Here is a 25,230-nt window from a genome sequence, read left to right as displayed (position 1 = left end):
CGCGCACCCGCAGGGGCACTGTGTGCTCCCGCGGGTGCGCGAGGTCTTGGCGGCAGCGGATCGCAGCTAGTCGGTGATGTTTGTTGATGCCGAGCGCCAGAACACTCTGGCAACATCTTCGGCGCTCACCTTGAACTCCCCTCCGCCGTCAGCGGAGTTGCCTGGCCCCCAGGGGTTTCGCACCCACATGCTGCCGTCGGCCTCGATCTTCGTCGCGACGTACGAGTGCTGCGTGACGAGCTCGACCTGGCGGGTGCTCCCGTCGGGTGCTTCTACGGTGAGGGGGTGCTCACCGCTTCGCGGCGATGACACGGTAACCTGCCCGCCCGCGTTGAGCACATCGCGCAGCGAATCGACCTGGCGCTGGCTGAACCCTGAGTAGTCGTCGTTCGCCTGTTGGGTGACCTCGCGGCCCGTGATCTTCTCCATCGCCTCCCACGACTGCCCGCCCTCGAGATAGCTGTAGCCGTACTTCGACTGCAGGGCAGACTCGTAGAGGGCAGCAATCGACGGCTTGTCGCCGCTGAAGATGAACCACTCCCAATCTTTTTGTCTGGCACCTTTGCCGTACACGTGGTCGACGAAAACCTCTTCACCCTTCCCGTTCTCGTAGAGGGTGACCCAGTAGCCCTGCTTGTCAGGGTCCCAGCGCACGTTGTCGCGAATGAAGTCGTCGCCGGCGTCGGTATTCAGCAGCGAGACGATCGAGCTGAGGGCAAAGCAGTCACCGATTTGGCCCTGAGCTACATCGTCTGAGGTGAATGAGTCGTCGTCGAGCACGTTGTCTGACACCCGCTGATCTGGGTCGTCAGGGTCACGATCTTCGGTAAACCAACCGAACGGATCCCACCACGGGTGCGCGCCGTCGTTGCCATCGTCATCAGAGAGGGCGCGCAACTCACCCGCAGCCGAGGCCGCGGCATGCTGGAGTTTGCCGAGCGCCCCGAGGCCGGCCAGCTGTGCCCCAGCGGCCGATATTCCGGCAGACACGTCGAGTGGGTTGCGCTTGAGCGCGGCGACCGAACGGTCGAGGTCAGCCTGGGCGCGCTCATAGTTAGCCTGCAGCTCGCGTTGCACGGCCGCGTACCGGCCGAGCGTTCCCGAGGCCGATTCGAGCGCGTCGCTCAGCCGGGCGGCGCCCGGAAGCGTCTTTCGGCTCGCAGAAAGGTAAGCATCGGCCGCGCGACCACGCCAGACATCAGGCTGGGCGCGGTTCGCGAGTGAGCGTGCGTGCTCGGCCGCTGCGGCCGCTTTTCGGAGTGAATCGCTCGCGCTTGAGACCGCGGCCGGGTCGCCGAACCCGCTCACCAGAGACGCCACCGTAGCTGCACGCTGGCGCCCCCACCGTCGACGTCTTCGCCCGGTGCAGTGTTCGTGCCGCTCTCGCTGATGCCGACAACTTCGACGACGCAGAACGCGCCGATGCGCGCTCTGTCACCGACCGCAAGCCTGCCAGCGTCGGTGCCGAGCAGGCGTACCGAAGCGTCATCTGCGACGACCACACCAACCCGAGCCCCACACAGCTGCGTCTCGCTGCCTGCGACAACGGTGCGACCGACGCCGATCACCCCAAACACGAGCAGTGTCGCAAGTATCGCGACGCCGGCGACGATGGCGATGATGCTGACAGCTGTCACCCGAGTTCTCCTTTCGCTCCTCACGCGGCGGGGCTCCTGCCGTCGGTGATTGTGACGGCGGCGGCGGTCTCAGCGCCGTCGGGGCTCACAAAAATCTCGAGCACCTCGAGTAGGCCGCCGTCGGGCAGCGGCGAGGAGTCTCCCGGCCCAAGCTCAACCGTGTGCCTGGTCGATGCGCTCGAGATGCCGAAGCGAGCCGCGATACCGCCGCCCTGCGCCGTTGGGCGAAGCGTCGAACTGATGAAGCCGATTGAGTACCCGGGCCCAGACCGCTGCGTGCCCTGACGCATGAGCGTTCGATCGTTGCTCACCTCAGCCCTCCCGCGAGCTGCTCGACGATTGCAGTGATCCGCTCCTCGACCTTTGCGGCGTCGGCAGCCGATTCGCGCACGCCGGTCTCGAGCGAACGCCAGCGCTCTGTAAGCCGGCGCGCATCGGCGCGCATCGCGGCTTCAAACGCGGCGACCGCGGCCCCAAGCACCGGGGGGCCGTACACGGCACTTGGTGGCAGGCTCGGCACAGCATCGCCCATCTCGTGCGCTGCTTCGCGGAGCCTCGTTTGGAGCGAAGTCATATCGTCAGTGTCGACAGCTATCTGCATGGTGGCCCCTGAGTCTGATCGAAGGCACTCGCGAGCGAGTGCGCTCTCCGATTTTCGCACACTGAGCAATCACAAGTGGGAGAAATAGTGTACCTATGCGTGAAGGGGTGGCGCTGTTGAACGGTGGTGCGACACCGCAAGGCAGCCGGCGCGACCCTGAAAGCAGCTCGCCCGCGCGCCGTCAGTGCGCGACTGGGAGTAACTTCGGTGCTCGGCCTGCGCTGTGAAGTAGTGCGCAGGCGAACAGACGCGGTACCTTTGAAACAGCAACTCAGCGCTGCCCGAAATGAGGAAGACACGATGAACGATATGGGATACGGCGGATTCGGCGGCCCACTGCTCGCCATTATCGGCATCTGGTCGTTCGTCGGGCTCGGGGTGTACGTCTGGTACCTCTGGGCGCTCGCGCGGCTGTTCCCGTACCTCGGCTTGCCCGCGGCCCACGGCTGGATTCCGGTGTGGAACCAGTGGCGCCTCATCGAGCGCGGCGGCCTGCCGGGGTGGACGGCGATCATCGGCATCGTTCCGGGCCTGAACATCGTGACAGTGGTGATGTCGATCATCGCGATTCATCGCATCAACCAGGAGCACGAAGAGGGCGCTGGCATGACGGTGCTTGGCGCGCTGCTGCCGCCGCTGTGGGCGACGCTGCTCGGCTCGCGACTGCAAGACCGCGGCTACGGCGCAGACCCTCACCAGCAGGGTGGGGCCCGCGCTGGCAGGCAGGGGCTCGTCGAGTACGGCCCCGACGGCCAGGTCTACCCGCTGCTGCCGGGCAGCCAGCAGCCCGCCTCGCAGTCGGCCTCGCCACAGTCGGCGATGCCGCCGCTGCCCCCGTCGTTCGGGGGTGCGCCGGGCCAGCCGGTGGCGCCCGCCGCCCCGCCGCTGCCGCCCGCTGCGCACCCCACGGCAACGCCGATGAGCCCCGGTGGGTACCCGGCCCCGGGCGCTGTGGTGCCGGGTGCTCCTCTCACCAGCGGTTCCGTGCCTGGTGCGCCCGCAGCTGGTGCGCCCGCACCTGGTGGGTTGGTGCCAGGCGCTCCTGCACCAGGCGCTCCTGCAACAGGTGGTTTAGTGCCTGGTGCCCCTGCGCCAGGTGGTTTGGTGCCTAGTGCTCCAGCACCCGGTGCTGTGATTCCCGGTGCTTCGCCGAGCAACCCGTGGGGGCTTGGCAACACGACCGAGGGCAACTTCCAGCGGCTCGCCAACGAGCAGCCGCCGTCGCGCGACGCCGGGTTCGGCACCGCCGCAGACGCGCGCCCGTTCTCGTGGCCGCAGCCGGCCCCGATTCCGCCCGAGGCGCCACTGCTGCCCTCGCCGCCCGCGGCGACACCTGCAGCCCCGCCCGCAGCCGTTCCGGCAGCCGCCCCGATCGATGACGCGTGGGCGCCGTCGGCGCAGGCAGTCGAGGCCGCGATTGGCGCCGAACGCGACGTGGCCGCGCAGGCAGCTGCCGCTGAGGAGCCCGCAGCGCAGATCATGCCCGAGAACGTCGCCGAGACCCGCGTGACGGCCTCGGAGGTTGCCCCCGTGCTGCCACCGCTCACCCCGTCGCCGGTGGTGCCGCCAGCAGTCGCGCCGCCCGTCGCGCCGCCTGCCGCGACGCCGTCGTTCGCTGATGCCGTGCTCACGCCCGAGCCGGTTGCGGTGCCAGAGCCTGTCTCGGCGCCTGAGCCTATCGCGGCGCCCGCGCCTGTCGCAGCCCCTGCGCCCGTCTCGGTACCCGAGCCCGTCGCGCCGGCTGTCGCCACGCCTGAGCCCGTCGTGTTGCCAGAGCCGACCGTCGCACCCGAGCCCGCCTCGCCGCGCGTCACCGACTCGCTCGGGGCCGTTGCCGCCCCGCCGGCGGCTCCTGCGGCCCCGACTCCGCTTGCCGACGAGCTCGACCAGACGGTTGTCGTCTCGCGTCGTGCGCGCTGGGTGCTCGAGCTACCCGACGGCCAGCAGCTCGAACTCGGAGCCGACGACATCGTCGTCGGGCGCAAGCCGGCGGCCATTGCCGGCTCTGAAACGCTGCTCATCCCAGACACGACGCGCACGCTGTCGAAGTCGCACGCGCGGCTGCGGCTCGGCGCAGACGGCTGGACGATCGAAGACCTGAACTCGACGAACGGCGTGTTCACCATCGACGCCGCGGGCGTGCAGCGCGAGCTCTCGCCGGGCGTCGCGGTGCCAGCTACGGCCGAGCTCGTCATTGGCACGCTTGAGGTGCGGCTGCTCACGATCGACTAGGCGCATCGCGTCGAATCACGAGACCGTGTTGGAATCGTGACCTGTTTTGTTTGCGCTCTTCCTCTAAATCAGTAACATTGCACTGACGGGTAGCTGCCGGCGCCGCGATCGAGTACCAATGACGGTCTCGCGGCGCACAACGCATTCCCCGCTCAATATTCAATGAAGAATGATTGGAAGGAATCGTCAATGATTTCACGTGCTCACTCCCGCGCAAGGCGCTTCGCAGCCCTCGGCGCGATCGCGGCAACAGCGGCACTCGTGCTCTCGGGCTGCTCCGGCGGGCTCGCAGGCGACGGCGGCGGCGCGTCGAGCGACGGCCCGATCAAGCTCGGCATGCTCGCCCCCTTCTCGGGCTCCGAGGCCGCGTTCGGCGACTACATGAAGTACGGCGCGCAGCTCGCCATCGACGAGATCAACGCCGACGGCGGCGTCGACGGGCGCGACCTCGAACTCGTCACCGAAGACGACGGCTGCGACGCGACGGCCGCCGTCGCCGCCGCGAACAAGCTCGTCAGCGCCGGCGTGCACGGCTCCGTCGGCGGGTACTGCTCGGGAGCGACGCTCCCCACCCTCCCCGTCTTCAAAGAAGCTGGCATCTCGATGGTCATCCCGGCCGCCAACTCGACCGCGCTTGTCGGCCAAGGCGCCTTCCTCATCAACGGCACGGGCATTCAGCAGGGCGCGGCAGCCGTCGCGTACGCCGAGAAGCTGGGCGCCCAGACGGTGGTGCTCATCGACGACAACACCGACTACTCGGTCGACCTCGCGAACTCGTTCGAGGAGCAGGCGGGCGAACTGAACCTCGCAAAGCGCGAGTCGGTGAACCCCGACGAAAAAGACTTCGCGGCGAACATCAACAGCGTGCTGAGCGCAAACCCCGACTTCATCTACTGGACGGGTTACTACCAGGCCGGCGGCCTGCTCATCGACCAGCTGCGCGCCGCGGGCTACGACGGGGTTGTGCTCGTCGGTGACGGCTCGGTCGACGCCCAGCTCGCCGCGATTGCGGGCCCCGCGATCGACAACGTGTTCGGCACCTTCACCCGCACCCCCGACATGCTCGAGGGCGGCGACGCATGGGTCGCAGCCTACAAGGAGCTCGCGGGCGCAGACCCCGGCCCCTACTCGATGCAGACCTACGAGGCCGTGAAAGCGATCGCGGCCGCGATCGACGATGCCGACAGCACCGACGCCGAGAAGGTCGACGCGGCGCTGCTCGGGCTGAAGGCCTTCCCGCTGCTGTCGGGCGACCTCACGTTCGCCAAAGACGGCTCGCGCGAGGGCGGCGGCTTCGTGATTGTCTCGCCCACGGGCGACAACGGCGCATTCATTCTCTCTGACGATCTCGCCTAGGGGCCCGCAGGGGGTCGGCCGGGCAACCTGCTCTGCCGACCCCCGGCACCCCTTTCCCTAACCGTCACAGAGAGGTTTACCTGTGCTCCAACTCATCTGGAATGGGCTCTTCGTTGGCTCGTTCTACGCCCTCGTCGCCCTCGGCTACAGCATGGTCTACGGCATCATCAAGCTGCTGAACTTCGCCCACGGCGACCTGTATATGCTCGGTTCGTTTCTCGCGTTCGTCGTGCTCGGGGGGTTCACCGGGCTCTTCGGCCTCGGCTCGATCCCCGTACTGCTGCTCGTCTTGCTCATCACCATGCTGCTCACGGGCGGCATCGGTGTCGCGATCGAGCGCATCGCTTACCGCCCGCTCCGCACCAGCCCGCGCCTCGCGGCGCTCATCACCGCGGTCGGCGTCTCCTTCACCCTCGAATACGCCGTCAGGCAGATCTTCGGCGCGAGCCCGCTCGTGTTCCCGATTCGGCTGCAGGGCGACCCCGTCACGATTCTCGGGGCCCGCATCACGATGCCCCAGATCGTGCTCATGGTCGTCGCAGCCCTGCTGATGTTCGGCCTGCAGCGCTACGTCATGCACTCCCGCGAGGGCCGCGCGATGCGCGCGATTGCCCTCGACCAGAAGGCGTCGCTGCTCATGGGCGTGAACGTCAACCGCGTGATCTCGCGCACCTTCTTCATCGGCTCGGCGCTCGCGGGCGCCGCCGGCGTTATGGCGGCCGCCTACTACGGCACCATCGACTTCTTGATGGGCTTCGTCATCGGGCTGAAAGCCTTCACCGCGGCCGTGATCGGCGGCATCGGCAACCTCTACGGCGCGATGCTCGGCGGCATCGTGCTCGGGCTGCTCGAGTCGTTCGGCACCTCGTGGTTTGGCGGCCAGTGGCGCGACGTGTTCGCCTTCGGCTTCCTCATTCTGTTCCTCGTGTTCCGCCCCACCGGCTTGCTCGGTGAGCGCGTCGTAGAGAGGGTGTGATCGACATGGCACGCGTCACCATTCCGCGCCTCCAGGCGCCCAAACCGTTCATTCAGCGCCCGGCCCCCGTCTCGGGGCTGCTCGCGCCCGACCGCTTCATGAAGATCGTCGGCGCCGTGCTGTTCATCGCGGCCGCGGTGCTGCCGTTCGTCACGGCGACACCGTACATCATCTCGATTCTCACCTCGGCGATGATCTACATCGTGCTCGCGATGGGGCTCAACGTCGTTGTCGGCTACGCCGGCCTGCTCGACCTCGGCTACATCGCCTTCATGGCGGTCGGGGCCTACACGAGCGGCATTCTCACCACCCAGTTCGGGTTGTCGATGCTCGAGACGATCCCGTTCGTCATCATCGCCTGCATTATTGCGGGCGTCGTGATCGGCGGGCCGACGCTCAGGCTGCGCTCCGACTACCTCGCGATCGTGACGCTCGGCTTCGGCGAGATCATTCGCATCACCGCCAACAACCTGAAGATCACGGGCGGCCCATCTGGCATTCACGGAATTCCGACGTGGTCGTTCTTCGGCTGGTCGTTCGCCGACGGCCTCGACATCGGCGGCGTGCACTTCAGCGCGAAGATCTTGTTCTACTACTTCGTGCTGTTCGTCGGCATCGGAGTCGCCGTGATCGCCGTCTCTCGGCTCGGCAAGGGCAAGCTCGGCCGCGCGTGGAAGTCGGTGCGCGACGACGAAGACGTCAGCGAGGCGATGGGCATCAATGGCTACGTCACCAAGCTCGCCGCCTACATCATCGGCGCCGTCTGGGGCGGGTTCGCCGGCACGCTCATGGCGAGCCACCTGTCGGCGATCTCACCGAACAGCTTCGAGTTCTTGTACTCTGCACTCGTGCTGATGGCCGTGGTGCTCGGCGGTATGGGATCCACCCCCGGCGTGATTATCGGCGCGCTGTTCGTGTCGCTCGCCCCCGAGTTTCTCCGCGAGTTCTCCGAGTGGCGCTTCCTGCTGTTCGGCGTGCTGCTCGTTGTCGCGATGATCTTCAGGCCGAAGGGCATCTGGCCGGCGAACGCCGTGCTGCCATTCTTGAAGAAGCGCGAGATACCCGAAATTCCGCCGACCGCCGCGGTTGGAGTCGTCGGCGTCGACGCCAGCTACGAGGGCGAGACCGTTGGCCCTGCCACCCCGACCGGTGGCGCAAACGATGAGGAGGGCGCGCGATGAGCGACACCCAGACCCCGGCCGCACCGGCCGCACCGGCCGGCAGCACCGCCACGGGTGAGGCCGGGCGAGTGCTCCTCGAGGTGACAGACCTCGCGGTCTCGTTCGGCGGCATCAAGGCCGTCGCTGGGCTCTCGTTTACCGTGCGCGAGGGCGAGATCATCTCAGTGATCGGCCCGAACGGTGCCGGCAAGACGAGCGCGTTCAACTGCATCTCGGGCTTCTACCGGCCGAACGAGGGCTCCGTCGTGTTCGACGGCGAATCGGTGACGCGGCGCAAGCCATCGCACATCACGAAGCGCGGCATGGCGCGCACGTTCCAAAACGTGCGGCTGTTCTCAGACATGAGCGTGCTCGAGAACGTGAAGACCGGCATGCACTCCCACCTCAGGCAAAACGCCTTCGACGCGATGCTGCACTCGCCGCGCTACAAGCGCAGCGAGGCGCAGTGCACCGAAGACGCGCGCGGCTGGCTCGACTTCGTCGGCTTCCGCGCCGACGACGAGCTGCTCGTCACCCAGCTCCCGTACGGCGAGCAGCGACGCGTCGAGATCGCGCGAGCGCTCGCGACGCAGCCCAAGCTGCTGCTGCTCGACGAGCCGGGCGCGGGCCTGAACCACAACGAGAAGATCGAACTCATGGGGCTGATTCGCAAGATTCGCGACCTTGGCGTCTCGATCGTGCTCATCGAGCACGACATGGGCCTCGTGATGGAGATCTCGGAGCGCATCGTCGTGCTGAACTACGGCAAAGAGATCGCGGAGGGCACCCCAGAAGAGATCAAAACCAACCCGGTCGTCATCGCCGCCTACCTCGGGGAGGAAGAGGAATGAGCAATCTCGTAATCGAAAACGTCGACCTCTACTACAACCGCGTGCACGCGCTGCGCGGGCTCAACCTCGAGGTGAACGAGGGCGAAATCGTGTCGCTGCTCGGCAACAACGGCGCAGGGAAGACCTCGACGCTGTCGATGCTCTCGGGGCTCGAACGGCCCAAGAGTGGGCGGGTGACGTGGGGGTCGCACGACCTCACGAAACTGCAGCCGTGGGACATGGTCGGGGCCGGGTTGCTGCACATACCCGAGGGGCGGCGCATCTTTTCGACGATGACGGTGCACGAGAACCTGCTCGTCGGCGGGTACCTCGTGAAAGACCAGAAGCTCATCGCCGAGCGCGCCGACCACGCCTACGAGCTCATGCCGCGCCTCGCCGAGCGGCGCGACCAGCAGGGCGGCACGCTCTCGGGCGGGGAGCAGCAGATGCTCGCCCTCGGGCGCGCGCTCGTCGGCGGGCCGAAGCTGCTGCTGCTCGACGAGCCGTCGATGGGGCTCGCCCCGCTCATCGTGAAGCAGGTGATGGACATCATTCGCGCGGTGAACCAGGAGGGCACGACCGTGCTGCTCGTCGAGCAAAACGCGAAGGCGGCGCTGAAGATCGCCGACCGGGCGTACGTGCTCGAATCGGGCCGCGTGACGCTGCAGGGGCCGGCCGCGGAGCTCGCGGAAGACCCGCGCGTCATTGAGGCGTACCTGGGGGCGTAGTTGGGGTGGGTTGGGGCGGGGTGGGGCGCTCTGGCGCGGTGGCGCGCCGCCCCGCCGGCGGCCCCGAAGCCCTGCGCTACAGCAGCCCCAGCTCCATCGCCCGGGTGACCGCGCGCGTGCGATCGCTCACCGCGAGCTTTTCAAAGACGTGGATGAGGTGGGTCTTCACCGTGGCCTCGCCGATGAAGAGCCGCGCCGCGATCGCTGGGTTGCTCAGGCCCTCGGCCACGAGCGCCAACACATCGCGTTCGCGCGGTGTGAGGCTCGGCTTGGCCGCCGCGTCGGAGCGCGCTCGTCCGACAAGCTGGGCGGCGATCGACGGGGCGAGCACGGTCTGCCCCGAGGCGACGGCCTGCACGCCAGCGATGATCTCGGCGGCGGGGGCCGCCTTGAGTAGATACCCGTTGGCGCCCGCCTCGATCGCGCCGAGAATGTGGTCGTCCTCTTCATACGTCGTGAGCACGAGCACGCGGCTCGGCAGGTTCGACGCGACGATCGCTGCGGTCGCCCCGACGCCGTCGAGCCCGGGCATGCGCAGATCCATGAGCACCACGTCGGGGCTCAGCTCACGCGCGAGCGCCACTGCCGCATCGCCGTGCTCCGCTTCGCCGACGACCGAGATATCGGGGGCGCCGCCGAGCAGCGCGACGATGCCGGCACGCACCACGGGGTGATCATCGACGACGAGTACGCGAATCATAGGGTTGGCCTCCCTGGGAGCGGGGGAGCGGCGTGATGGGGCAGGCTGACACGGAGCCGCGATCCACCACCGGGCGCAGCCCCGAAATCTACTCGGCCGCCGGCGATTGTCACGCGCTCGCGAATTCCCGCGAGGCCGAACCCGCCGCGAGCGGCGCTCGGCCGTGGGGGAGCGGTTGCCGCCGCACGTGAAGGATCCGCGACACTTGCGGATCCTTCGGCGCTCGCGGATCCCGAACCGCTCGCGGACGCTGCAGCGCTCGCGGATCCCGAACCGCTCGCGGCACCTCCCTGGCGCGGCGACCCCGCGGGGCGAGGCGCGACCGGCCCCACACCGTCGTCGACCACGGTGAGCACCGCCGAGGCGCCGTCGTCGGCGAGGGTCACGCGCGCGCTCGTGGCCCGCGCGTGCTTGCGCACGTTTGCGAGCCCCTCCTGCGCGCACCGCAGCAGCACGACCTGGGTGTCGCGGGGCAGCTGCAGCTCGGCGGCCTCGACCGTGATCTTCAGCCCGGTCTCGGCAGCCGCGGCGGCCGAGATGCGGCGAATCGACTCCGTCAACCCGCGGTCGCCGATCGGGTGGGTCTGCGAGACCAGCGCCCGCGCCTCATCGAGCGCCTGCCTGGCGGCGCGCTCGAGTAGCGAAAGCGTTGGTGTTGGTGTTGGCTTCTGCTGCTCTGGCGGGGCGGCGCCCGGGTTGTCGCCCGCACGGCCAGCCGCCTCTTGACTCGCGCGCTCGGCGAGCATCACGAGCCCCGACAGGCTCTGCGTGAGCGTATCGTGCAACTCCCGCGACAGCCGTGCGCGCTCGGCCGCCGCGCCAGCCTGGGCGCTCAGCTCCGCGACCTCAGACTGCGAGGCGCGAAGCTCCGCGAGCAGCTCAGTCGCCTCCTCGCCCTGCCTCGCGATGGTGGTGAACCAGCTGCCGAGGGCCACCGAAAACGCGAACGAGAACGACTGGGTGACGACAGCGAGCACCGGGGTGTCGTCAGAGAATTGCGCGTTGCCGACCCACAGCCCGACACCGAGCACCACGGCCATCACGGCGCTCAGCGCAATAGACCTGCGATAACTGGGGCTCAGATTCCACAGCATCGGGTACAGAATGATCTGCAGCGTGGCGAGGCTCGGAACGTTCGCCGCACCGATGGCAGCGAGCACCGATATCACCGCGAGAAACCAGAGCGCGGCGGTGGGGCGCGACTCTGCAGTGTCGGCCACCCGAAGCAGCTGCCTGCCAGCGACCAGGTACGCGACGCCGATCGCCGCGAGCGCAGCGTAAGCGACCAGCGGCTTTGGGGCGGGCGCCGACGTGAACGCCGCCAGCACGCCAACCCCGGTGAGGGTAAACGCGAGGGCGACGTCCCACGCACGCATCGATTTCATGGGATAAGCCTGACACGAGTGGCGGCAATGCGCTCGCGCGCACTGGGTGAACGGGGACTGGTCTGCGCTGGGGCGTGCGGGCTCATTCAGCTGCGCCGCGACCACCTGAATGTGAGCGCGCTGAGCGCTACCCCTGCGATGAGCCACCCGACGAGCACGGCGCAGACGAGCCCGAGGCCCCACTCCCCGGCGGGCTCAGCTGTCGCGAACACCTCTGGGAGAAATGCCGCGCGCATGCCCTGCGCCATCCACCGCAGCGGAAACACGGAAGCGATATTCTGCAGCCACTCCGGGAGCATCGAGAACTGCAGGTAAACGCCTGAGATGAACTGCAAGATCAGCACGGGCGGCAGCACCACCGCCGTCGCGCTCTTGCCGGTTCTGGGCACCGCGGAGAGTGCGACGCCGAGCAGCGCTGCGACCGCGGTGCCGAGCAGAAACACCCAGGCAAAGGTGAGCCAGCGGCCGGGCTCTGACGGGAGCTCGACCCCAAACGCGAACCGGGCAACGAGCAAAATGAGCGCAGCTTGAACCGTGCCGGTGACGAGCACCTGGCCGAACTTACCGATGAAGTAGCTCACCGGGCTGAGCGGCGAGGCGCCCAGCCGGGCGAGCGTGCCCTCGCTCTTCTCGACTGCGATATCGATGCCGAGGCCCTGCGTGCCACTGAGCAGCATGCCGGCGGCAAGCATGCCCGTCATGTAGTAGGTGGCGATGCTGACGCCGCCCGAGCCGTCGGCAGCCGTGCCGATGTTGCCCTGCGAGCTGAACGCCGCGCTGAAAATCACGAGCATCATGACCGGGAAGAGGAACGTGAAGAACACGGTATCGCCGGCCCTGAAATAGCCGCGAATCTCGAAGGCGGCGCGGCGGGCGCCCGTGCGCAGTATGCCGGGTAGGGGGTGGGGTGGTTTTCTTGCTGGGCCTGCTTGGGTGGGTTGGGGTGGTTGGGCTGGTTGGGCTGCTTGGTCTGCTTTGTCTGCTTTGGAGGTCGTCGGTGTATTCATGCGGCGGGCTCCTCTGCGCGGGTCGCGGTGGGGTGGGCTGCGGTGTTGGTGGTGGTGGTGTTGGTGGTGGTGGTGGTGGTGTTGGTGTTGGTGTTGGTGTTGGTGGTGTTGGTGCCAGCGGCGGCCGCGTCGGTGTCGGTGTCGGCGTCGGCGTCGGTGTCGGCGTCGGCGTCGGCGCCTTCGGCGATGAGGTCGAGGTAGATGTCTTCAAGGGTCGGGCGAACGACGGTGAGCTCCGCGGGTTCGCCGCCAGTCTCGGCGAGCAGCTCGGCAACGAATGCGCTGGGTGCGTGGGTGCGTGCGCGCCGCCGCACGCCACCTTCGTCGCGCCAACTCACAACGGGGGTTCGCGCCTCGGGCCCGCCGAGCCCGTCGATGGTATCGACCGCGACGAGCTCACCGCCCGCGATCACACCCGCGCGGTGCGCGAGTCTGGCCGCCTCTTCGAGGTAGTGGGTGGTGAGCAGAATCGTCGTGCCCTCCGCCTGGAGCGACTCGATGAGCCCCCAAAACTGGTGCCGCGCCGCGGGGTCAAACCCGGTCGTCGGCTCGTCGAGAAAGAGCACCTCGGGCGACCCGATGATGCCGAGGGCGACATCGACGCGACGCTGCTGCCCGCCCGAGAGCTTGCCAACGCGGGAGCCGGCATGAGAGCCCAGGCCGACCGCCGCGATCACCTCTTCGGGGGAACGCGGGTTCGGGTAGAGCGCCGCGAAATGGCCGACGAGCTCGGCGACCGTGTAGGGCCCGGGCTCACCTGTCTTCTGGCGCACGACTCCGACGCGCGACTTCCAGGCGCGGGTGGCCCTGAGCGGGTCGGTGCCGAGCACGCTGGTGTGCCCGGCGCTCGGGCGCACCGTGCCAGTGAGCATGCCAACCGTCGTAGATTTTCCAGCCCCGTTGGGCCCCAGCAGCGCAAAGGTTTCACCGGCAGGGATGGCGAGCGACACGTCGCTGACGACCGGGCGGGTACCGTAGCGTTTCGTGATTCCCGCGAGCGTGATCGCGGGCCCATCGGGGCCTGGAGAAATGGTCATGACCCCAGTATTTCGGGCCACCCACTGCCGCCGGCACCACCGGAAGGCCGACACCGCCATCCACCGGTTGGTTGATGCGTGAGTGCTTGGCGCAATGGGCGTTTGTATTCGCCTGAGCTCTGGCTGAGATCACGTGGCGCGAATTTCTTGCCAGACCTACTGGGGGTGTAGTTGCGCCGGAGTGTGAGATGCGCGCCGATGCATGCCAAGTAAAGGCCGTGGGTACTGTGACAGGGGTGTCGCAGTACCCACGGGCGTTATGGTGACTAATCCATAGAATTGCTGCAGCAAAGATCGTTCTTCTGTCGATCGAAGGAGGCCGTGGCCGTGACGAGACCAACAACGCGCGAAGAGCTCTTGGGCGCCGCGGGCGCCCGCTACGCAGCCCTGACCGAGCTCATCGCTGGCATGACTCCGCACGAGCGCGCATCACCACTGCGATTCGGCCCTTCGTTCTCAAAGCCCGAAGCCCACTGGCAGCGCGACAAGAACCTGCGCGACGTGTTGGTGCATCTCACGTCTTGGCATGGCCTGCTGCTCGACTGGGTTTCGGCTAATGAACGCGGTGAAGCCGTTCCCTTTCTCCCAGCACCCTATTCGTGGCGCAACTATGCGGGCATGAACGTGGCATTCCGTGACTCGCATGTCGACACGACGCTTGTTGAAGCCCTGACAGCGCTCGACAGCAGTCACGCACGGGTGCTCGACCTCATCGCTAGGTACAACGACACCGAGCTGTTCGAGAAACAACACTTTTCGTGGACGGGCACCACATCGCTCGGTGCGTACTGTGTCTCAGCAACCTCGAGTCACTACGACTGGGCCTGCAAGAAGCTGCGCCTTGCCATGCGCGCTGCGCGTTCGAACCAGTGACAATGGGCCGCCGAATCCCCATGAACGCCTCCAATTGATCGGTATCAAGCCAAGAAAGCCCGGGAAACTCCGCAACGGTGCCGGAACACAGGGTTGGCAACCGCGTTCAAAGCGTGAGTGCTGCCGCGTCTGGGACGGATCGCTACGCTGTCAGCTCTCTCCAATGCCGCTGTCGCAGTTCACCCACCCGGCATCGTTAAATTTGGTGGTGTCGAGCTCACCATCGACATAGACCGAGCATCTGAGGTCTCCACCATTGGCGGTTCCCTGGGGCATCGAAACACTGAACTGCAAAGAACTTGGCGCTGACTCAAACTCCGCGGCGAAATTCTTGCTTGCATGCTCTTCCACCGAGATTTGCTGGCCTTCAGCGGTGATGTAGCGGTAAATGACTTTGAAATCGGTCGACGACTGTACGCGAAGCTCGACCTGATGCATTACAGGTATCTTCGCGAACCACCCGCTCCCAGTCATCGCCATGACGGCAACGATGATGCCGAGTGCTGCGACAACCACAGTCGCAACAACGAGCGCGACTTTGGGCCGTCGACGTGGCTCAACAGCTTCGGTCAACTCGAGTCCTCTCGTGGGTGCCAGGGTAGGGCGAGCCTATCGCGTAGGTCTGTGCCACTCGCGAAGAGTTCGGGGCGCGGCACGGCTCTCGTTGAGGGCCTTCCTAGCTGCGCGGCCCGGTGGTCCGGGCTCGCGGCTCGTGAACGGGCGGGTGGTGGATCTCCGGGGATCCACCACCCGCCTGTTTGCGTGACTGCGCGTCTGACGAAAAGTATGCGAACGCTGACATTTTGCTTCACCGGACGTACACTGGGGCCATGGTTACCGTGGCCGATATTCACACGATTGACCGCCTCGCAGCGGTTGTGAAGCGAGCACGTGTTGAAACTGGGTTGACACAAGCTGACCTCGCGAAGCTTGCAGGGGTGAGCCGGCAGTTCGTTATCGAGGTGGAAGCGGGCCACCCCCGAGCTGAAATCGCGAAGGTCTTTCAAGTGCTCGGCGCCCTCGGAAGGACTGCCCAGGTCAGCCAGCCAGACGTGGCAGGCACACCGCGGCCGGTGCGGCGCGATAGAAAGTTCTTTGTCAGTCTTGCCCTGCACCGCGCGGTTCTCGGGCGGCTCCGTGCCGACCCTAACGAAGTCGTGCGCCGCGGCATTGCAGGGCTCGAAGCCAGGCGAGCTCACGCTCGTGGCTCTGCTGTGGCGATGCTCGATGACTGGCATCGAGTGCTTTTGGGGCCAGACTTTCGCGCGCTAGAAGCGCTGCTGACTGCAGACGACGAGTACTCCGTCGAAATGCGCAATCTCACGCCGTTTATCGATGTGCTCTCTGACACCGAACGCCAGGCAGCGCTTGACCAGGTGTTTGACGAACGGCGGTGGGAGCAATGAACCGAGAACAGCTACTTCACGCGATTCGTGCTGCTGCACACCTGGTCCAACTGGACAGCGTCATCGTGATTGGGAGCCAAAGTATTCTGGGCACTTGGGACGAGAATGAGCTTCCTGATGTGGTCGTGATGAGTCACGAGGTTGACATCCTGCCGCTTTCGGGGCAAGACACCGCCCTTCTTGCAGATAGGCTCGCTGAGCTCGGTGAGATGAGTAGATTTGACCAAACTTTTGGGTATCACATCGACGGGGTAGACGAGACAACGGCGGTACTACCCGACGGCTGGCAGAATCGACTTGTTCCGGTCGGCTCATACAGTGTCGCTATGGGGAAAGAAGTTACAGGGCTCTGCTTAGAACCGCATGATTTGTGCGTCGCAAAGATCATTGCCTTCCGGGAGAAGGACAGGGGATTTGTTTCCGCGCTTGTCACAGCGCAGCTCCTTGATCTCGAGGTGCTGCTGGAACGGCTCACGCAGACGATGCCGCCAGATGGCCGCAACCTGGACTATGCATATGCTTGGGTTCTGGATGCGATAACGGGGCGCGACTCGGGGCCGGGTAGGCCGAAAGGCTGAAACCTACCGTAGTTCATTGAGCTGAGGCAGGGCGCTCGCATTCGCAACAGGATAGCTAGCCATAGCCCCCGGCCGGCGCCTTGCGGGCCTCGCCGCGTTGGGATTCTCGCGCGTCACCATGTTTTCGCCCCGTCACCATGCAAATGTCAGGTATTTGGATGGTGACGGGGCGAAAAGTGTCTGAGGGAGCGAATGGGGCGGTTTTGGGCGGTGGCCTTGGTGCGGGGCTTGGGTGAGGGGCTTCCATGCCTCGGGTGGTGGCGGCGCCCAACTGGGCGGAGCGGGATATTGCGCGCAGGAGGGGTCGGGGCAGGGCCTCGATGAGTAGGCCGGCGCGGGTGGGAACGGGGGCCGGCGCGATGCTCACAGTACGATCTTGGTGTCGGAGAAGAAGTGGCCCAAGGCCACGAGAATCATGCACACTGCGACGCTGCACCCCGCGACGATTGCGTAGCCGTGCGACAACGGCGCACGCTAGCGTTCGCCGCTCCGTAAGACGCCAGCGAGCTTCATCGCTGGTTGGCTTAGCTCTGTGGCCGCAGCGATTCGGGCTTTCGGTCAGCTTGGGCCGCCTAAAGCGCCGCGCCCTCCCCAAGCTCCCCAAGCTCCCCAAGATCCCGCAGGGCGCTCAGCGGCAGCGGCTGGGCGATTGGGCGCTTCGCAGACTGCGCGAGCGACGCCTCGGCGGCGGTAGCGTCGGGGGTTGCCGCGGCACCGATGCCCCCGGCGCCGGCCGACAGGCACGACACCGCGAAGCCGCAGACGCGCCCCTGGCACCAGCCCATGCCGGCCCTGGTGAGGCCCTTCTCGGTGCGCAGGTCTTCGGCCGCGAGCTCCTCGTGGGCGTGCCCGAGCTCACCGGCGGTGACCTCTTCGCAGCGGCACACGGTGGTGTCGGGGGTGAGCCGCTCTGCCCAACCCGTGGGCACGGGGTGCGCGAGGTGCATCGCCTCGGCGAAGCCGCGGTTGCGCGCGAGGGCGCGGCGCTCAGCGGGCGTCACCGTGGCAGCATCGCCCAGCACCGCGCTGGCCGCGCACCGCCCGGCGATCTCACCCTCGAGCACCGACAGCGGAGCGCCGCCGACGCCGGTGATCTCGCCCGCGAGGTAGAGGCCGTCGACCGACGAGCGGCCGGTTTCGTCGACCACGCCGATGAGTGACCCGTCGACGTCGACGCGCGTGGCGACGCCGAGCTGCAGTGGGAGTTCGAGCTGCGGTGTGAACCCCCAGCCGAGGCCGACGCCGTCGATGCCGGTGATCTCGCGCTCGCTGCCGGCGACGATCTCGCCGTTCGCGCGAACGCGAGCGGTGCGCACGCCGGTGACGTGGTCGGTGCCGAGAATCTCGGTGATAACGGTGCGGACCCTATAGCTAATACGATGCCTCAAGAACGTGGCGACGTAGCCCGCGCCCTCCACGGCCTTTGCTGGCACACCCGCGGCGCGGTGGGCGCGTGGCAACCAGCCCGCGAGCGAAGCAGACTCGAGCACCGCCGCGACAGAGCCGCCGGCCTGCGTGATGTTTGCGGCGACGGGCAGCAGGAAGGGCCCTGTGCCGGCGATCACGAAGCGGGAGCCGGGCAGCATGCCGTTCTGCTTCACGAATGCCTGAATGCCGCCCGCGGCCATCACCCCGGGCAGCTGCCAGCCGGGAACGGGGAGCTGCCGGTCGTAGCCGCCGGTGGCGAGCACGAGCGCTGCGGTGCGGATCGCGCGAGGCTCACTCGCACCGCCACCGTAGGCTGGCGCGAGCTCGAGCGCGAATCGCGCCGCCGCCACTGCCCCCGCGGCAGGAGCACCGGTAGCGCGGGGCTCGCTAGTGCCGTCGGTCGCGCCGGCCGAGCCAACCGTGTCGTTCGCGCCGGGCAGCGCGCGGGCCATCCACACGCTCGTTGCGGGGAAATAGGTGATGCGGCCGGCGGCAACCCCGGCGTCGAAGCGCGCGCGGAGCGCCAGGTATTCGCCCCAGCCGTGGTGGTACTCGCCGCGCTCCGGCGCACCCGCTGTCTCGGAACGGTGCCGCCAGTACTGCCCGCCCGGCTGCTCAGCCGAGTCGATGACGGCGACGCTCGCCCCGCGGTCTGCCGCCGCTGCGGCTGCCGCGAGGCCAGCGGGTCCGGCGCCGACCACAGCGACGTCAACATGTGGGGCGCGCTTGGCGGCGCGCACGGATTGAGTTGCGGCCCCAGTTGCTGGTTCGGGGGCGGCCTGAGGCGCGCTCATGCGTCGGTTCCCGTCTGCTCAGCACCTGCACTAGGGCCAGCGCCTGCACTGGGGCTAGCGCCTGCATTAGGGTCAGCGCCCGCACTCGGTTCGGCGGCTGTTCTAACTTCGGCGGCTGCGCCGGCTTCGGGGGCTGCGCCAGCGTGGGCGGCGACCGCGTGCGGCGCCTCGCCCGGGCCCTGGGCAGCTCGCACGTCCATGCCCTCGGTGAGGGGGATCATGCAAGACCGCTGACCCGACTCGCCGTCGATCTCGACGATGCAGTCAAAGCACACGCCGATGCCGCAAAAGAGACCGCGGGTGGCGCCGGTACGTGTCTCGCGCCACCCGCGCTTGCCGGTGGCGATGAGGGCAGCCGCGACGCTCGCGCCCGGTGCGCAGCTGATGCGCTCGCCCTCAAAGGTCGCGCGGATCTCGCCCGCAGAGCTGGCGCCAGTGGGGCGGCTATTTCGTTGTGCATTCACGCGTGCACCTCCGAGGCGTTGTGGGCTGCGAAGCCCGGCTCATCGAACCGCTCCGGTCGAAATGCCGTGAGCGGCATATCTGGTTCGAGCCCGGCGAGCGCCTGGCCGAGCAACTTGCCGGTGCCGACGGAGAGGCCGATGCCGGCGCCCTCGTGCCCGGCCGCATGCCAGAGCCCCGGTGCCCGGGGGTCGTGCCCGATGACGGGCAGGTGGTCTGGGCAGAACGGCCGAAAGCCGTGGTAGTGCCTGAGAATGCGGGTGCGCTCAAGAAACGGAAAAAGCTCGATGGCGTTCGCCGCGATCTGGCGCAGCGCGTCTGTCGACACGGTGCTGTCGAAGCCGATGCGCTCGCGGCTCGAGCCGATGAGAATGGTGCCGGCGGGCGTGCCCTCGACGACGGGCGAAGACTGCAGCGCGGCGTCGCCGCTGCCGACGTTGTCTATGTACTCGGCGGCATATACCTTGTGGTGCACCATCGGGGGCAGCGGTTCGGTGACGAGCACGAAGCCGCGGCGCGGGTTCACGGGCACGTTCACGCCGGCGAGGGCGGCGACCTCGGGTGCCCAGGTGCCGGCCGTGTTCACTATATGCGCGGCGGAGAATTCTCCCTGCGGGGTGCGCACACCGGTGACGCGGTCGCCGTCGCGCAGCAGCGCGGTGACGGGGGCGTTGGTCACGAGGGTGGCCCCGCGCTCGCGCGCGAGCCTGAGCAGGTGCGAGGCGGCGAGTATGGGCTGCACCTGGCTGTCTTCGGGGTAGAAGGCCGCGCCGAGTGCCCGGTCGGTGACGTGCGGTTCGAGGTCGCGCAGCGCGGCGGTGTCGAGCGCCTCGGCGACGATGCCGAAGGAGCGCTGCGAGGTCGTGACCCGGTCGAGCGACGCGAGACTTGTTTCACGTGAAGCAACGATGATGCCGCCCTTGGCCTCGAACTCCCAGAGGTGGCCAAACTCGGCGAGCTCGCCCTTCCACACGTCGAGCGAATAGCGCATGAGCTCAAGCTCGGGCCCGAGCTCCTTGTCAGACACCAGAATGTTGCCCTCGCACCGCGACGTCGTGCCGCTTGCCGGCAGGCCGCGCTCGACGACAGTGGCGGTGAGGCCCTGCAGGGTGGCAAAGTATGCGGTGGCGGCGCCGATGATTCCGGCGCCAATGATCACAACGTCAGCGCGTGCGCTCACGAACCAACTCCGTCCGGGGTGTGATGCTCCTCCGATCCGGTCGCCCACACGCGCCTCGCGTGACCGATGTGGTCGCGCAGGAGCTGCTCCGCGCCGGCGCCGTCGCCGTCGCGAAGCAAGCCGATGAGCTTGTGGTGCTCGCGGGCGCTGTCGCCGAGGCGGCCGTTGCTCGCGAGCTCTTTGATGCCGTACAACCGGGTGCGCGTGCGCAGCGAGGTCGCGAGTTCGGTGAGCTGGGGGTTGTCGATGTGGTCGAGAATGAAGCGGTGAAATTCGCGGTCGAAGCCGAGGTAGCCCTGCAGATCTTCGGCGTCTGCGGCCGCGAGGCAGGCGTCGGCGAGGCGTTCGAGCTCGTCGAAGCCCTCGGGCGTGATCTGCCCGATTGCCGCGGGCATCGACGGCGGCTCGATGAGTAGCCGAATCGCGGCGAGGTCGTCGAGCTCTTTGTCGGTCATCGCGGTGATGCGAAAGCCCTTGTTCTTGATCGTCTCGACGAGGCCCTCGCGCGCGAGATCCATCATCGCCTCGCGCACCGGCGTCGCCGACACCCCGAGCGCCTGCCCGAGCGTTGGCGCCGACACGAGCGAGCCCTCGGCGATTTCGCCGGTGATGATGGCGGTGCGCAGCTGCTCGAGCACGGATTCGCGCAGGTTCAGCGGCCGCTTGAGCGGGGTCAGGCGGCGCGATGGCGATGGCTGTGATGACATAACGGGCTCCTACGGTGGCTATGGGCGCGTACGCGCTGAGTACACGGCGCTCGCACACACAAGATCTTCCCACGACATGCCCACGCCGGTATAGAACGCCGGCCGCCCGAGCGTGCGGGTGAAGTTGCCGCGCACGAGGTCTTGCAGGTTCGCGGGCGGCGAGCTCTCCCAGGCCGCGTCGTCGTAGGCAGAAGCCAGGTTGCCGTTTTCGCGCCTCCCCGAGCCGCGCCCCTCGACGGCGACGTCGGCGCGGCGCACGAGCTCGTCGTCGACCTCGCGGGCGTCGAGGCCATGGGTGCCGGTCGCCGCGACGATGGCGTTCGCGCCGACGAGCCGGCCGTCGAGCACGGGCGTGGTCGAGGTCGTCGTGAGAATGATGATGTCGGCCGCGGCAACGGCCTCATCGACCGAGCCGGCACCGTCGCCAGAGCCGGCCCCATCGACCGAGCCAGGCCAGGCATCGGTATTAGCCCCATCGCCAACCGCGGTCACGGGCACGTGGGCGGTCGCGGGGTCTGCGCCGAGGGCCTCGATCATCGCGGCAACTCGCTCGGGTCGGCGGCCAACGACGCCGAACGAGGCATCGGGAAAGTCGACGAGCGCCGCGCGCACGTGCTCGATGGCCTGGGTGCCAGCCCCGAACACCAGCACGCGTGGGTTGCTACCGAGCCTCGCGCCCTCGGGTGCGAGCCTGGCGAGGTGGCGAATGGCGGTGAGCGTCACCGCCGGGGTGCGAATAGCGGTGAGGCACGACCCCTCAAGCACCGCGATGGGGGCGAGGGTGTCTGAGGAGTAGAGCAGGTACAGGCCCTGAATCTTTTCGAGCCCGCGCTCTGGGTTTTGTGGCGCGATGGTGAGCGCCTTCACGCCGCTGAACGTCGCGCTCTGCGCCGGCATGAGCAGAAACTCCCCGTTCGGGGCGTCGGCGAACAGCCGCGGCCCGTCGTCTTCTGGGCTGAGCCCGTCGCGCAGCGCCGTCTCGAGGGCGTCGATCGCAACGTCGAAGCCGAGCAGCTCGCGCACCTCGGCGGCTGAGAAGAACTCGATACCTGGCATCGCTGTCACAGCAGAAACCCCCTCGGGAACGGGTCTGATGGGTCGAGCATGTACTGGGCGGTGCCGGTCACCCAGGCGCGGCCCGTGATCGTGGGAATGACGGCCGGGCGGCCGGCGACGGTCGTCTCTTCGACGAGGCGGCCGGTGAACTCGGAGCCGATGTATGACTGGTTGATGAAGTCGCGGTTGAGCGGCAGCTCGCCGCGCGCGTGCAGCTGCGCCATGCGGGCGCTTGTGCCGGTGCCGCACGGGGAGCGGTCGAACCAGCCGGGGTAGATCGCCATCGCGTGGCGCGAGCGTTCGGCGGTCGACCCAGGGGCCTGCAGATACACGTGGTGGCAGTCGCGAATGTCGGGCCGCTCGGGGTGCACGGGTGCGTCGGCGTCGTTGATCGCATCCATGATGGCGAGGCCGGCCTTGAGCAGCTCGTCTTTGTTTGAGCGGTCTTCGCGAAACTCAATGCCGAGCGACTCGAGCTCGACGATGGCGTAGAAATTGCCGCCGAAGGCGAGGTCGTAGGTGACGGTGCCGAGGCCGGGCACGTCGACGGTAGCGCCGAGCCGCTCGGAATACGAGGGCACGTTCGTGATTGTCACGCTGTCGGCGTGGCCGTCTGAGACGGCGACCTCGGCGATGACGAGGCCTGCCGGGGTGTCGAGGCGAATCGTGGTGACGGGCTCGGTGACCTCGACCATGCCGGTCTCGACGAGCACCGTCGCGACGCCGATGGTGCCGTGCCCGCACATCGGCAGGCAACCAGAGACCTCGATGTAGAGCACGCCCCAGTCGCAGTCGGGCCGCGTCGCCGGCTGCAGAATCGCGCCGCTCATGGCGGCGTGGCCGCGCGGCTCGAACATCAGCAGCTCGCGCAGCTCGTCGTTGTGCTCCATGAACCAGGTGCGGCGCTCGGCCATCGTGGCGCCGGGAATCGTGCCGACGCCGCCGGTGATAACGCGCGTTGGCATGCCCTCGGTGTGCGAATCGACGGCGTGGTAGACGTGGGACGTGCGCATCGGCGGCCTCTCTGCTGAACTGGGTTAACGCTGAACTGGGTGGGTGCTGAGCGGGGTGTGGCGGATCCACGGCTGCGGATCCGCCCCCAGTGTGGATCGCGCGGAACTCTTTCCGCCCGATCCGCCCCGCTCGTACTGCGAACTCTACTTGCCGTAGCCCTTCGCGGCGGCGGCACGGGTGTCGGCGATGATCTGGTCGGCGACCTCCTTGGGCAGCGGCAGGCGCGGCGGGCGCGAGGGGCCGCCGTAGAGACCCAGCTCATCCATCGAGAGCTTGATCGACTCGACGAACTCGGTCTTCGTGTCCCAGCGCAGCAGCGAGTGCAGGTCGCGGTAGATCACCTTCGCGCGCTCGAGGTCGGCGACGTTGCCCGAGGTTGAGAGCCTGTAGAGCTCGACGGTGGCCTGCGGAATGGCGTTCGGGTAGCCTGCAACCCAGCCGACGGCGCCCGCGATGCCGACCTCGAGCACCGAGTCGTCGGTGCCGATGAGAATGTCGATCGTGGGGGCGAGCTCCTGAATCGCGTAGATGCGGCGGGGGTCGCCCGTGAACTCCTTCACGCCGACCATGTGGCCCGCCTCGTGAATCTCGGCGATGAGGTCGGGTACGAGATCGACCTTCGTGTCGATGGGGTTGTTGTAGCCGACGATGGGCAGGCCGGCCTTGGCGACCGTTGCGTAGTGGTGCTTGACCTGCTCGCGGTTTGCGCGGTAGGTGTTCGGCGGGAGCAGCATGACGCAGTCGGCCCCGGCCTCGGCGGCCTGCTCGGCCCACCGCAGCGACTCCATCGCGCCGTACGCGCCGACGCCCGCCATCACCGAGAAGCCCTCGGGGGCCGCGTCGACTGCGACCTCGACGACCTTCGCGCGCTCCTCGGGGGTGAGGTTCTGGTACTCGCCGAGCGAGCCGTTGGGGGCGATGCCGTCGCAGCCGTTCGCAGCGAGAAACTGGACGTGCTCTGCGAACCTGTCGTAGTCGACGGAGAGATCGTCTTTGAACTGCAGTGCCGACGCGACGATAACGCCGTGCCAGGGCTTCTTCTCAGCCATTGAGAGATTCCTTTCGGGAGGGTGGGGAGTATCTGGGCCACTCGTGATGTGTGACATTGCACAGAGTACCCCGGGAGGGTGGCGCAGCGCAAGGCGGGGCTATGGCCGCTGTGCTGTCGCTGTGGTGGTGCTGTGCTGCGGGCGGGCTGCCGCCGCGCTGCCGCCTGGGTGACAGCGGGCTGCCGCCTGGGTGCCGGCCCGCGCTGTCGTCGCGCTGGCGTCGCGCTGGCGCTGGGCCGCCGACCCGTTGCCGCTGGGCCGCCTACCGCACGTCCGGAGCGGCGCCCAGGTCGGGCGAGCTCCACCCACTCCAGCGCAAATAGCGCAGGTGGTCGTGCATCAGCGCCTCGACGGCCGGGGCGTCGCCCGCGAGCAGCGCGTCGAGAATATCCCGGTGCTCCTGCGCCGTCGCGACGAGCTCACCGCGCACGGCGAGCTCGTAAATGCCGTACTGCCGCGTCTGGTCGCGCAGCGTGCCGACGATGTCGGTGAGCCGGGGGTTGTCGAGCAGCCGAAGCAGCCCGAGGTGAAACTCGTGATCGGCAGCGAAGAACGCGATGAGGTCGCCGGCCTCGGCCGCGACGAAGAACTTCTCGACGATCGCCGCGAAGTCGTCGGCCCGCGCCCGCACCCGCGGCGAGCCAGCGAGCCGCGCCATTGAGGGCACCTCGAGCATCGTGCGCAGGTCTGCGATGTTCTCGCGATCGGCGTCGCTGAGCGCGACGACCCTGAAGCCCTGCTTGCGCACGGGCTCCATGATGCCCTCGTTCACGAGGGTGAGCATCGCCTCGCGCACGGGGCCGTGCGACACCCCGAACTGGGTCGCGATCGCGGTCGCCGAGTAGATGAGGCCCGGCTTCAGCTCGCCCGCGATGAGGAGCGTGCGGAGCTCCGCGAGCGCCTGCTCGCGGAGCGTCATGGAGTGGACCCGCCGTTGTTCGATCACCGGGATCCTCCCCTCGCAGCTACGTGTTTGGAGAAACTCTATCTCGCGCGCCCCGGCTGCCGCGCTGCCGCGCTGCCGCGCTGCCGCG

The 25,230-nt window shown here is 67.7% G+C and carries 26 protein-coding genes; 9 read left to right on the top strand and 17 right to left on the bottom strand.

Annotated elements, in window-relative coordinates; genetic code table 11:
• Nucleotides 1-66: 66 nt before the first annotated feature.
• From ABD115_RS14860 to ABD115_RS14845, 4 genes are read right to left on the bottom strand one after another with little or no spacing between them, the layout of a single operon-like run.
• The gene (locus tag ABD115_RS14860) at nucleotides 67-1,308 is read right to left on the bottom strand and encodes a C2 family cysteine protease (protein WP_343962267.1); all 1,242 of its coding nucleotides are present in this window, start codon (nucleotides 1,306-1,308) and stop codon (nucleotides 67-69) included.
• The gene (locus tag ABD115_RS14855; RefSeq protein ID WP_343962265.1) at nucleotides 1,305-1,637 is read right to left on the bottom strand and encodes a hypothetical protein; all 333 of its coding nucleotides are present in this window, start codon (nucleotides 1,635-1,637) and stop codon (nucleotides 1,305-1,307) included. The genes ABD115_RS14860 and ABD115_RS14855 overlap by 4 nt, the downstream gene beginning before the upstream one ends.
• Before the next feature lie 20 nt (nucleotides 1,638-1,657).
• A complete protein-coding gene (locus ABD115_RS14850) occupies nucleotides 1,658-1,948 on the bottom strand; it encodes a hypothetical protein (RefSeq protein ID WP_343962263.1) in 291 nt (96 codons plus the stop codon).
• Nucleotides 1,945-2,211, bottom strand: a complete 267-nt coding sequence (locus tag ABD115_RS14845; protein WP_343962262.1) for a hypothetical protein — start codon at nucleotides 2,209-2,211, stop codon at nucleotides 1,945-1,947. The genes ABD115_RS14850 and ABD115_RS14845 overlap by 4 nt, the downstream gene beginning before the upstream one ends.
• A gap of 327 nt (nucleotides 2,212-2,538) precedes the next feature.
• Between ABD115_RS14845 and ABD115_RS14840 the strand changes: the two genes are divergently transcribed.
• The 6 genes from ABD115_RS14840 (at nucleotide 2,539) to ABD115_RS14815 (ending at nucleotide 9,520) form a co-directional block, all read left to right on the top strand.
• Nucleotides 2,539-4,470, top strand: a complete 1,932-nt coding sequence (locus ABD115_RS14840; protein ID WP_343962260.1) for a DUF5684 domain-containing protein — start codon at nucleotides 2,539-2,541, stop codon at nucleotides 4,468-4,470.
• A gap of 189 nt (nucleotides 4,471-4,659) precedes the next feature.
• Nucleotides 4,660-5,826 carry a branched-chain amino acid ABC transporter substrate-binding protein gene (locus ABD115_RS14835; protein WP_343962258.1) on the top strand — a complete coding sequence of 389 codons (1,167 nt, stop codon included), beginning with the start codon at nucleotides 4,660-4,662 and terminating at the stop codon, nucleotides 5,824-5,826.
• 82 nt (nucleotides 5,827-5,908) lie between these two features.
• Nucleotides 5,909-6,802: a branched-chain amino acid ABC transporter permease gene (locus ABD115_RS14830; RefSeq protein WP_343962256.1), complete on the top strand. Its 894-nt coding sequence runs from the start codon at nucleotides 5,909-5,911 to the stop codon at nucleotides 6,800-6,802.
• A gap of 5 nt (nucleotides 6,803-6,807) precedes the next feature.
• Nucleotides 6,808-7,983: a branched-chain amino acid ABC transporter permease gene (locus ABD115_RS14825; RefSeq protein WP_343962254.1), complete on the top strand. Its 1,176-nt coding sequence runs from the start codon at nucleotides 6,808-6,810 to the stop codon at nucleotides 7,981-7,983.
• On the top strand, nucleotides 7,980-8,813 hold the full coding sequence (locus ABD115_RS14820) for an ABC transporter ATP-binding protein (RefSeq protein ID WP_343962252.1): 834 nt from the start codon (nucleotides 7,980-7,982) through the stop codon (nucleotides 8,811-8,813). The genes ABD115_RS14825 and ABD115_RS14820 overlap by 4 nt, the downstream gene beginning before the upstream one ends.
• Nucleotides 8,810-9,520, top strand: a complete 711-nt coding sequence (locus ABD115_RS14815) for an ABC transporter ATP-binding protein (protein WP_343962250.1) — start codon at nucleotides 8,810-8,812, stop codon at nucleotides 9,518-9,520. The genes ABD115_RS14820 and ABD115_RS14815 overlap by 4 nt, the downstream gene beginning before the upstream one ends.
• Nucleotides 9,521-9,596: 76 nt before the next feature.
• Here the strand turns inward: ABD115_RS14815 and ABD115_RS14810 are convergent, their stop codons facing one another.
• From ABD115_RS14810 to ABD115_RS14795, 4 genes are all read right to left on the bottom strand, one after another.
• A complete protein-coding gene (locus ABD115_RS14810; RefSeq protein ID WP_343962248.1) occupies nucleotides 9,597-10,220 on the bottom strand; it encodes a response regulator in 624 nt (207 codons plus the stop codon).
• Nucleotides 10,217-11,605 carry a sensor histidine kinase gene (locus tag ABD115_RS14805; RefSeq protein WP_343962246.1) on the bottom strand — a complete coding sequence of 463 codons (1,389 nt, stop codon included), beginning with the start codon at nucleotides 11,603-11,605 and terminating at the stop codon, nucleotides 10,217-10,219. The genes ABD115_RS14810 and ABD115_RS14805 overlap by 4 nt, the downstream gene beginning before the upstream one ends.
• 86 nt (nucleotides 11,606-11,691) lie before the next feature.
• The gene (locus tag ABD115_RS14800) at nucleotides 11,692-12,612 is read right to left on the bottom strand and encodes an ABC transporter permease (protein ID WP_343962244.1); all 921 of its coding nucleotides are present in this window, start codon (nucleotides 12,610-12,612) and stop codon (nucleotides 11,692-11,694) included.
• Entirely contained in the window at nucleotides 12,609-13,649 is a 1,041-nt protein-coding gene (locus tag ABD115_RS14795; protein WP_343962242.1) for an ABC transporter ATP-binding protein, read from the bottom strand. The genes ABD115_RS14800 and ABD115_RS14795 overlap by 4 nt, the downstream gene beginning before the upstream one ends.
• 327 nt (nucleotides 13,650-13,976) lie before the next feature.
• On the opposite strand from ABD115_RS14795, the gene ABD115_RS14790 reads away from it, so the two are divergent.
• Nucleotides 13,977-14,522 (top strand): ClbS/DfsB family four-helix bundle protein, encoded by a 546-nt coding sequence (locus tag ABD115_RS14790; RefSeq protein ID WP_343962240.1) that lies wholly within the window; start codon nucleotides 13,977-13,979, stop codon nucleotides 14,520-14,522.
• A gap of 150 nt (nucleotides 14,523-14,672) precedes the next feature.
• Here the strand turns inward: ABD115_RS14790 and ABD115_RS14785 are convergent, their stop codons facing one another.
• Complete coding sequence (locus ABD115_RS14785) at nucleotides 14,673-15,095, bottom strand: hypothetical protein (RefSeq protein WP_343962238.1); 423 nt, start codon at nucleotides 15,093-15,095, stop codon at nucleotides 14,673-14,675.
• A 257-nt stretch (nucleotides 15,096-15,352) separates the two neighbouring features.
• On the opposite strand from ABD115_RS14785, the gene ABD115_RS14780 reads away from it, so the two are divergent.
• Both ABD115_RS14780 and ABD115_RS14775 read left to right on the top strand, forming a co-directional pair.
• Nucleotides 15,353-15,928 (top strand): helix-turn-helix domain-containing protein, encoded by a 576-nt coding sequence (locus tag ABD115_RS14780; RefSeq protein ID WP_343962236.1) that lies wholly within the window; start codon nucleotides 15,353-15,355, stop codon nucleotides 15,926-15,928.
• A complete protein-coding gene (locus ABD115_RS14775) occupies nucleotides 15,925-16,506 on the top strand; it encodes a DUF6036 family nucleotidyltransferase (protein WP_343962234.1) in 582 nt (193 codons plus the stop codon). Before ABD115_RS14780 ends, ABD115_RS14775 begins: the two co-directional genes overlap by 4 nt.
• A gap of 572 nt (nucleotides 16,507-17,078) precedes the next feature.
• On the opposite strand, the gene ABD115_RS14770 is transcribed toward ABD115_RS14775, so the two are convergent.
• The 8 genes from ABD115_RS14770 to ABD115_RS14735 all read right to left on the bottom strand — a co-directional run.
• Nucleotides 17,079-18,728, bottom strand: a complete 1,650-nt coding sequence (locus ABD115_RS14770; RefSeq protein WP_343962233.1) for an FAD-dependent oxidoreductase — start codon at nucleotides 18,726-18,728, stop codon at nucleotides 17,079-17,081.
• Nucleotides 18,725-19,192, bottom strand: a complete 468-nt coding sequence (locus ABD115_RS14765) for a (2Fe-2S)-binding protein (RefSeq protein WP_343962232.1) — start codon at nucleotides 19,190-19,192, stop codon at nucleotides 18,725-18,727. Before ABD115_RS14765 ends, ABD115_RS14770 begins: the two co-directional genes overlap by 4 nt.
• On the bottom strand, nucleotides 19,189-20,370 hold the full coding sequence (locus ABD115_RS14760) for an NAD(P)/FAD-dependent oxidoreductase (protein ID WP_343962230.1): 1,182 nt from the start codon (nucleotides 20,368-20,370) through the stop codon (nucleotides 19,189-19,191). The genes ABD115_RS14765 and ABD115_RS14760 overlap by 4 nt, the downstream gene beginning before the upstream one ends.
• Nucleotides 20,367-21,077: a GntR family transcriptional regulator gene (locus ABD115_RS14755; RefSeq protein WP_343962229.1), complete on the bottom strand. Its 711-nt coding sequence runs from the start codon at nucleotides 21,075-21,077 to the stop codon at nucleotides 20,367-20,369. The genes ABD115_RS14760 and ABD115_RS14755 overlap by 4 nt, the downstream gene beginning before the upstream one ends.
• A gap of 18 nt (nucleotides 21,078-21,095) precedes the next feature.
• The gene (locus tag ABD115_RS14750; protein ID WP_343962345.1) at nucleotides 21,096-22,133 is read right to left on the bottom strand and encodes an ornithine cyclodeaminase family protein; all 1,038 of its coding nucleotides are present in this window, start codon (nucleotides 22,131-22,133) and stop codon (nucleotides 21,096-21,098) included.
• Between the two features lie 5 nt (nucleotides 22,134-22,138).
• A complete protein-coding gene (locus ABD115_RS14745; protein ID WP_343962228.1) occupies nucleotides 22,139-23,146 on the bottom strand; it encodes a proline racemase family protein in 1,008 nt (335 codons plus the stop codon).
• A gap of 144 nt (nucleotides 23,147-23,290) precedes the next feature.
• Nucleotides 23,291-24,196: a dihydrodipicolinate synthase family protein gene (locus ABD115_RS14740; protein ID WP_343962225.1), complete on the bottom strand. Its 906-nt coding sequence runs from the start codon at nucleotides 24,194-24,196 to the stop codon at nucleotides 23,291-23,293.
• Nucleotides 24,197-24,458: 262 nt separating this feature from the next.
• The coding region (locus tag ABD115_RS14735; protein WP_343962222.1) for a GntR family transcriptional regulator at nucleotides 24,459-25,230 on the bottom strand (772 nt) is incomplete at its 5' end.

This window comes from Leucobacter albus (assembly GCF_039528015.1).
GTDB classification, from domain to species: Bacteria; Actinomycetota; Actinomycetes; order Actinomycetales; family Microbacteriaceae; genus Leucobacter; species Leucobacter albus.
This window is presented reverse-complemented; position numbering and strand designations above follow the sequence as displayed.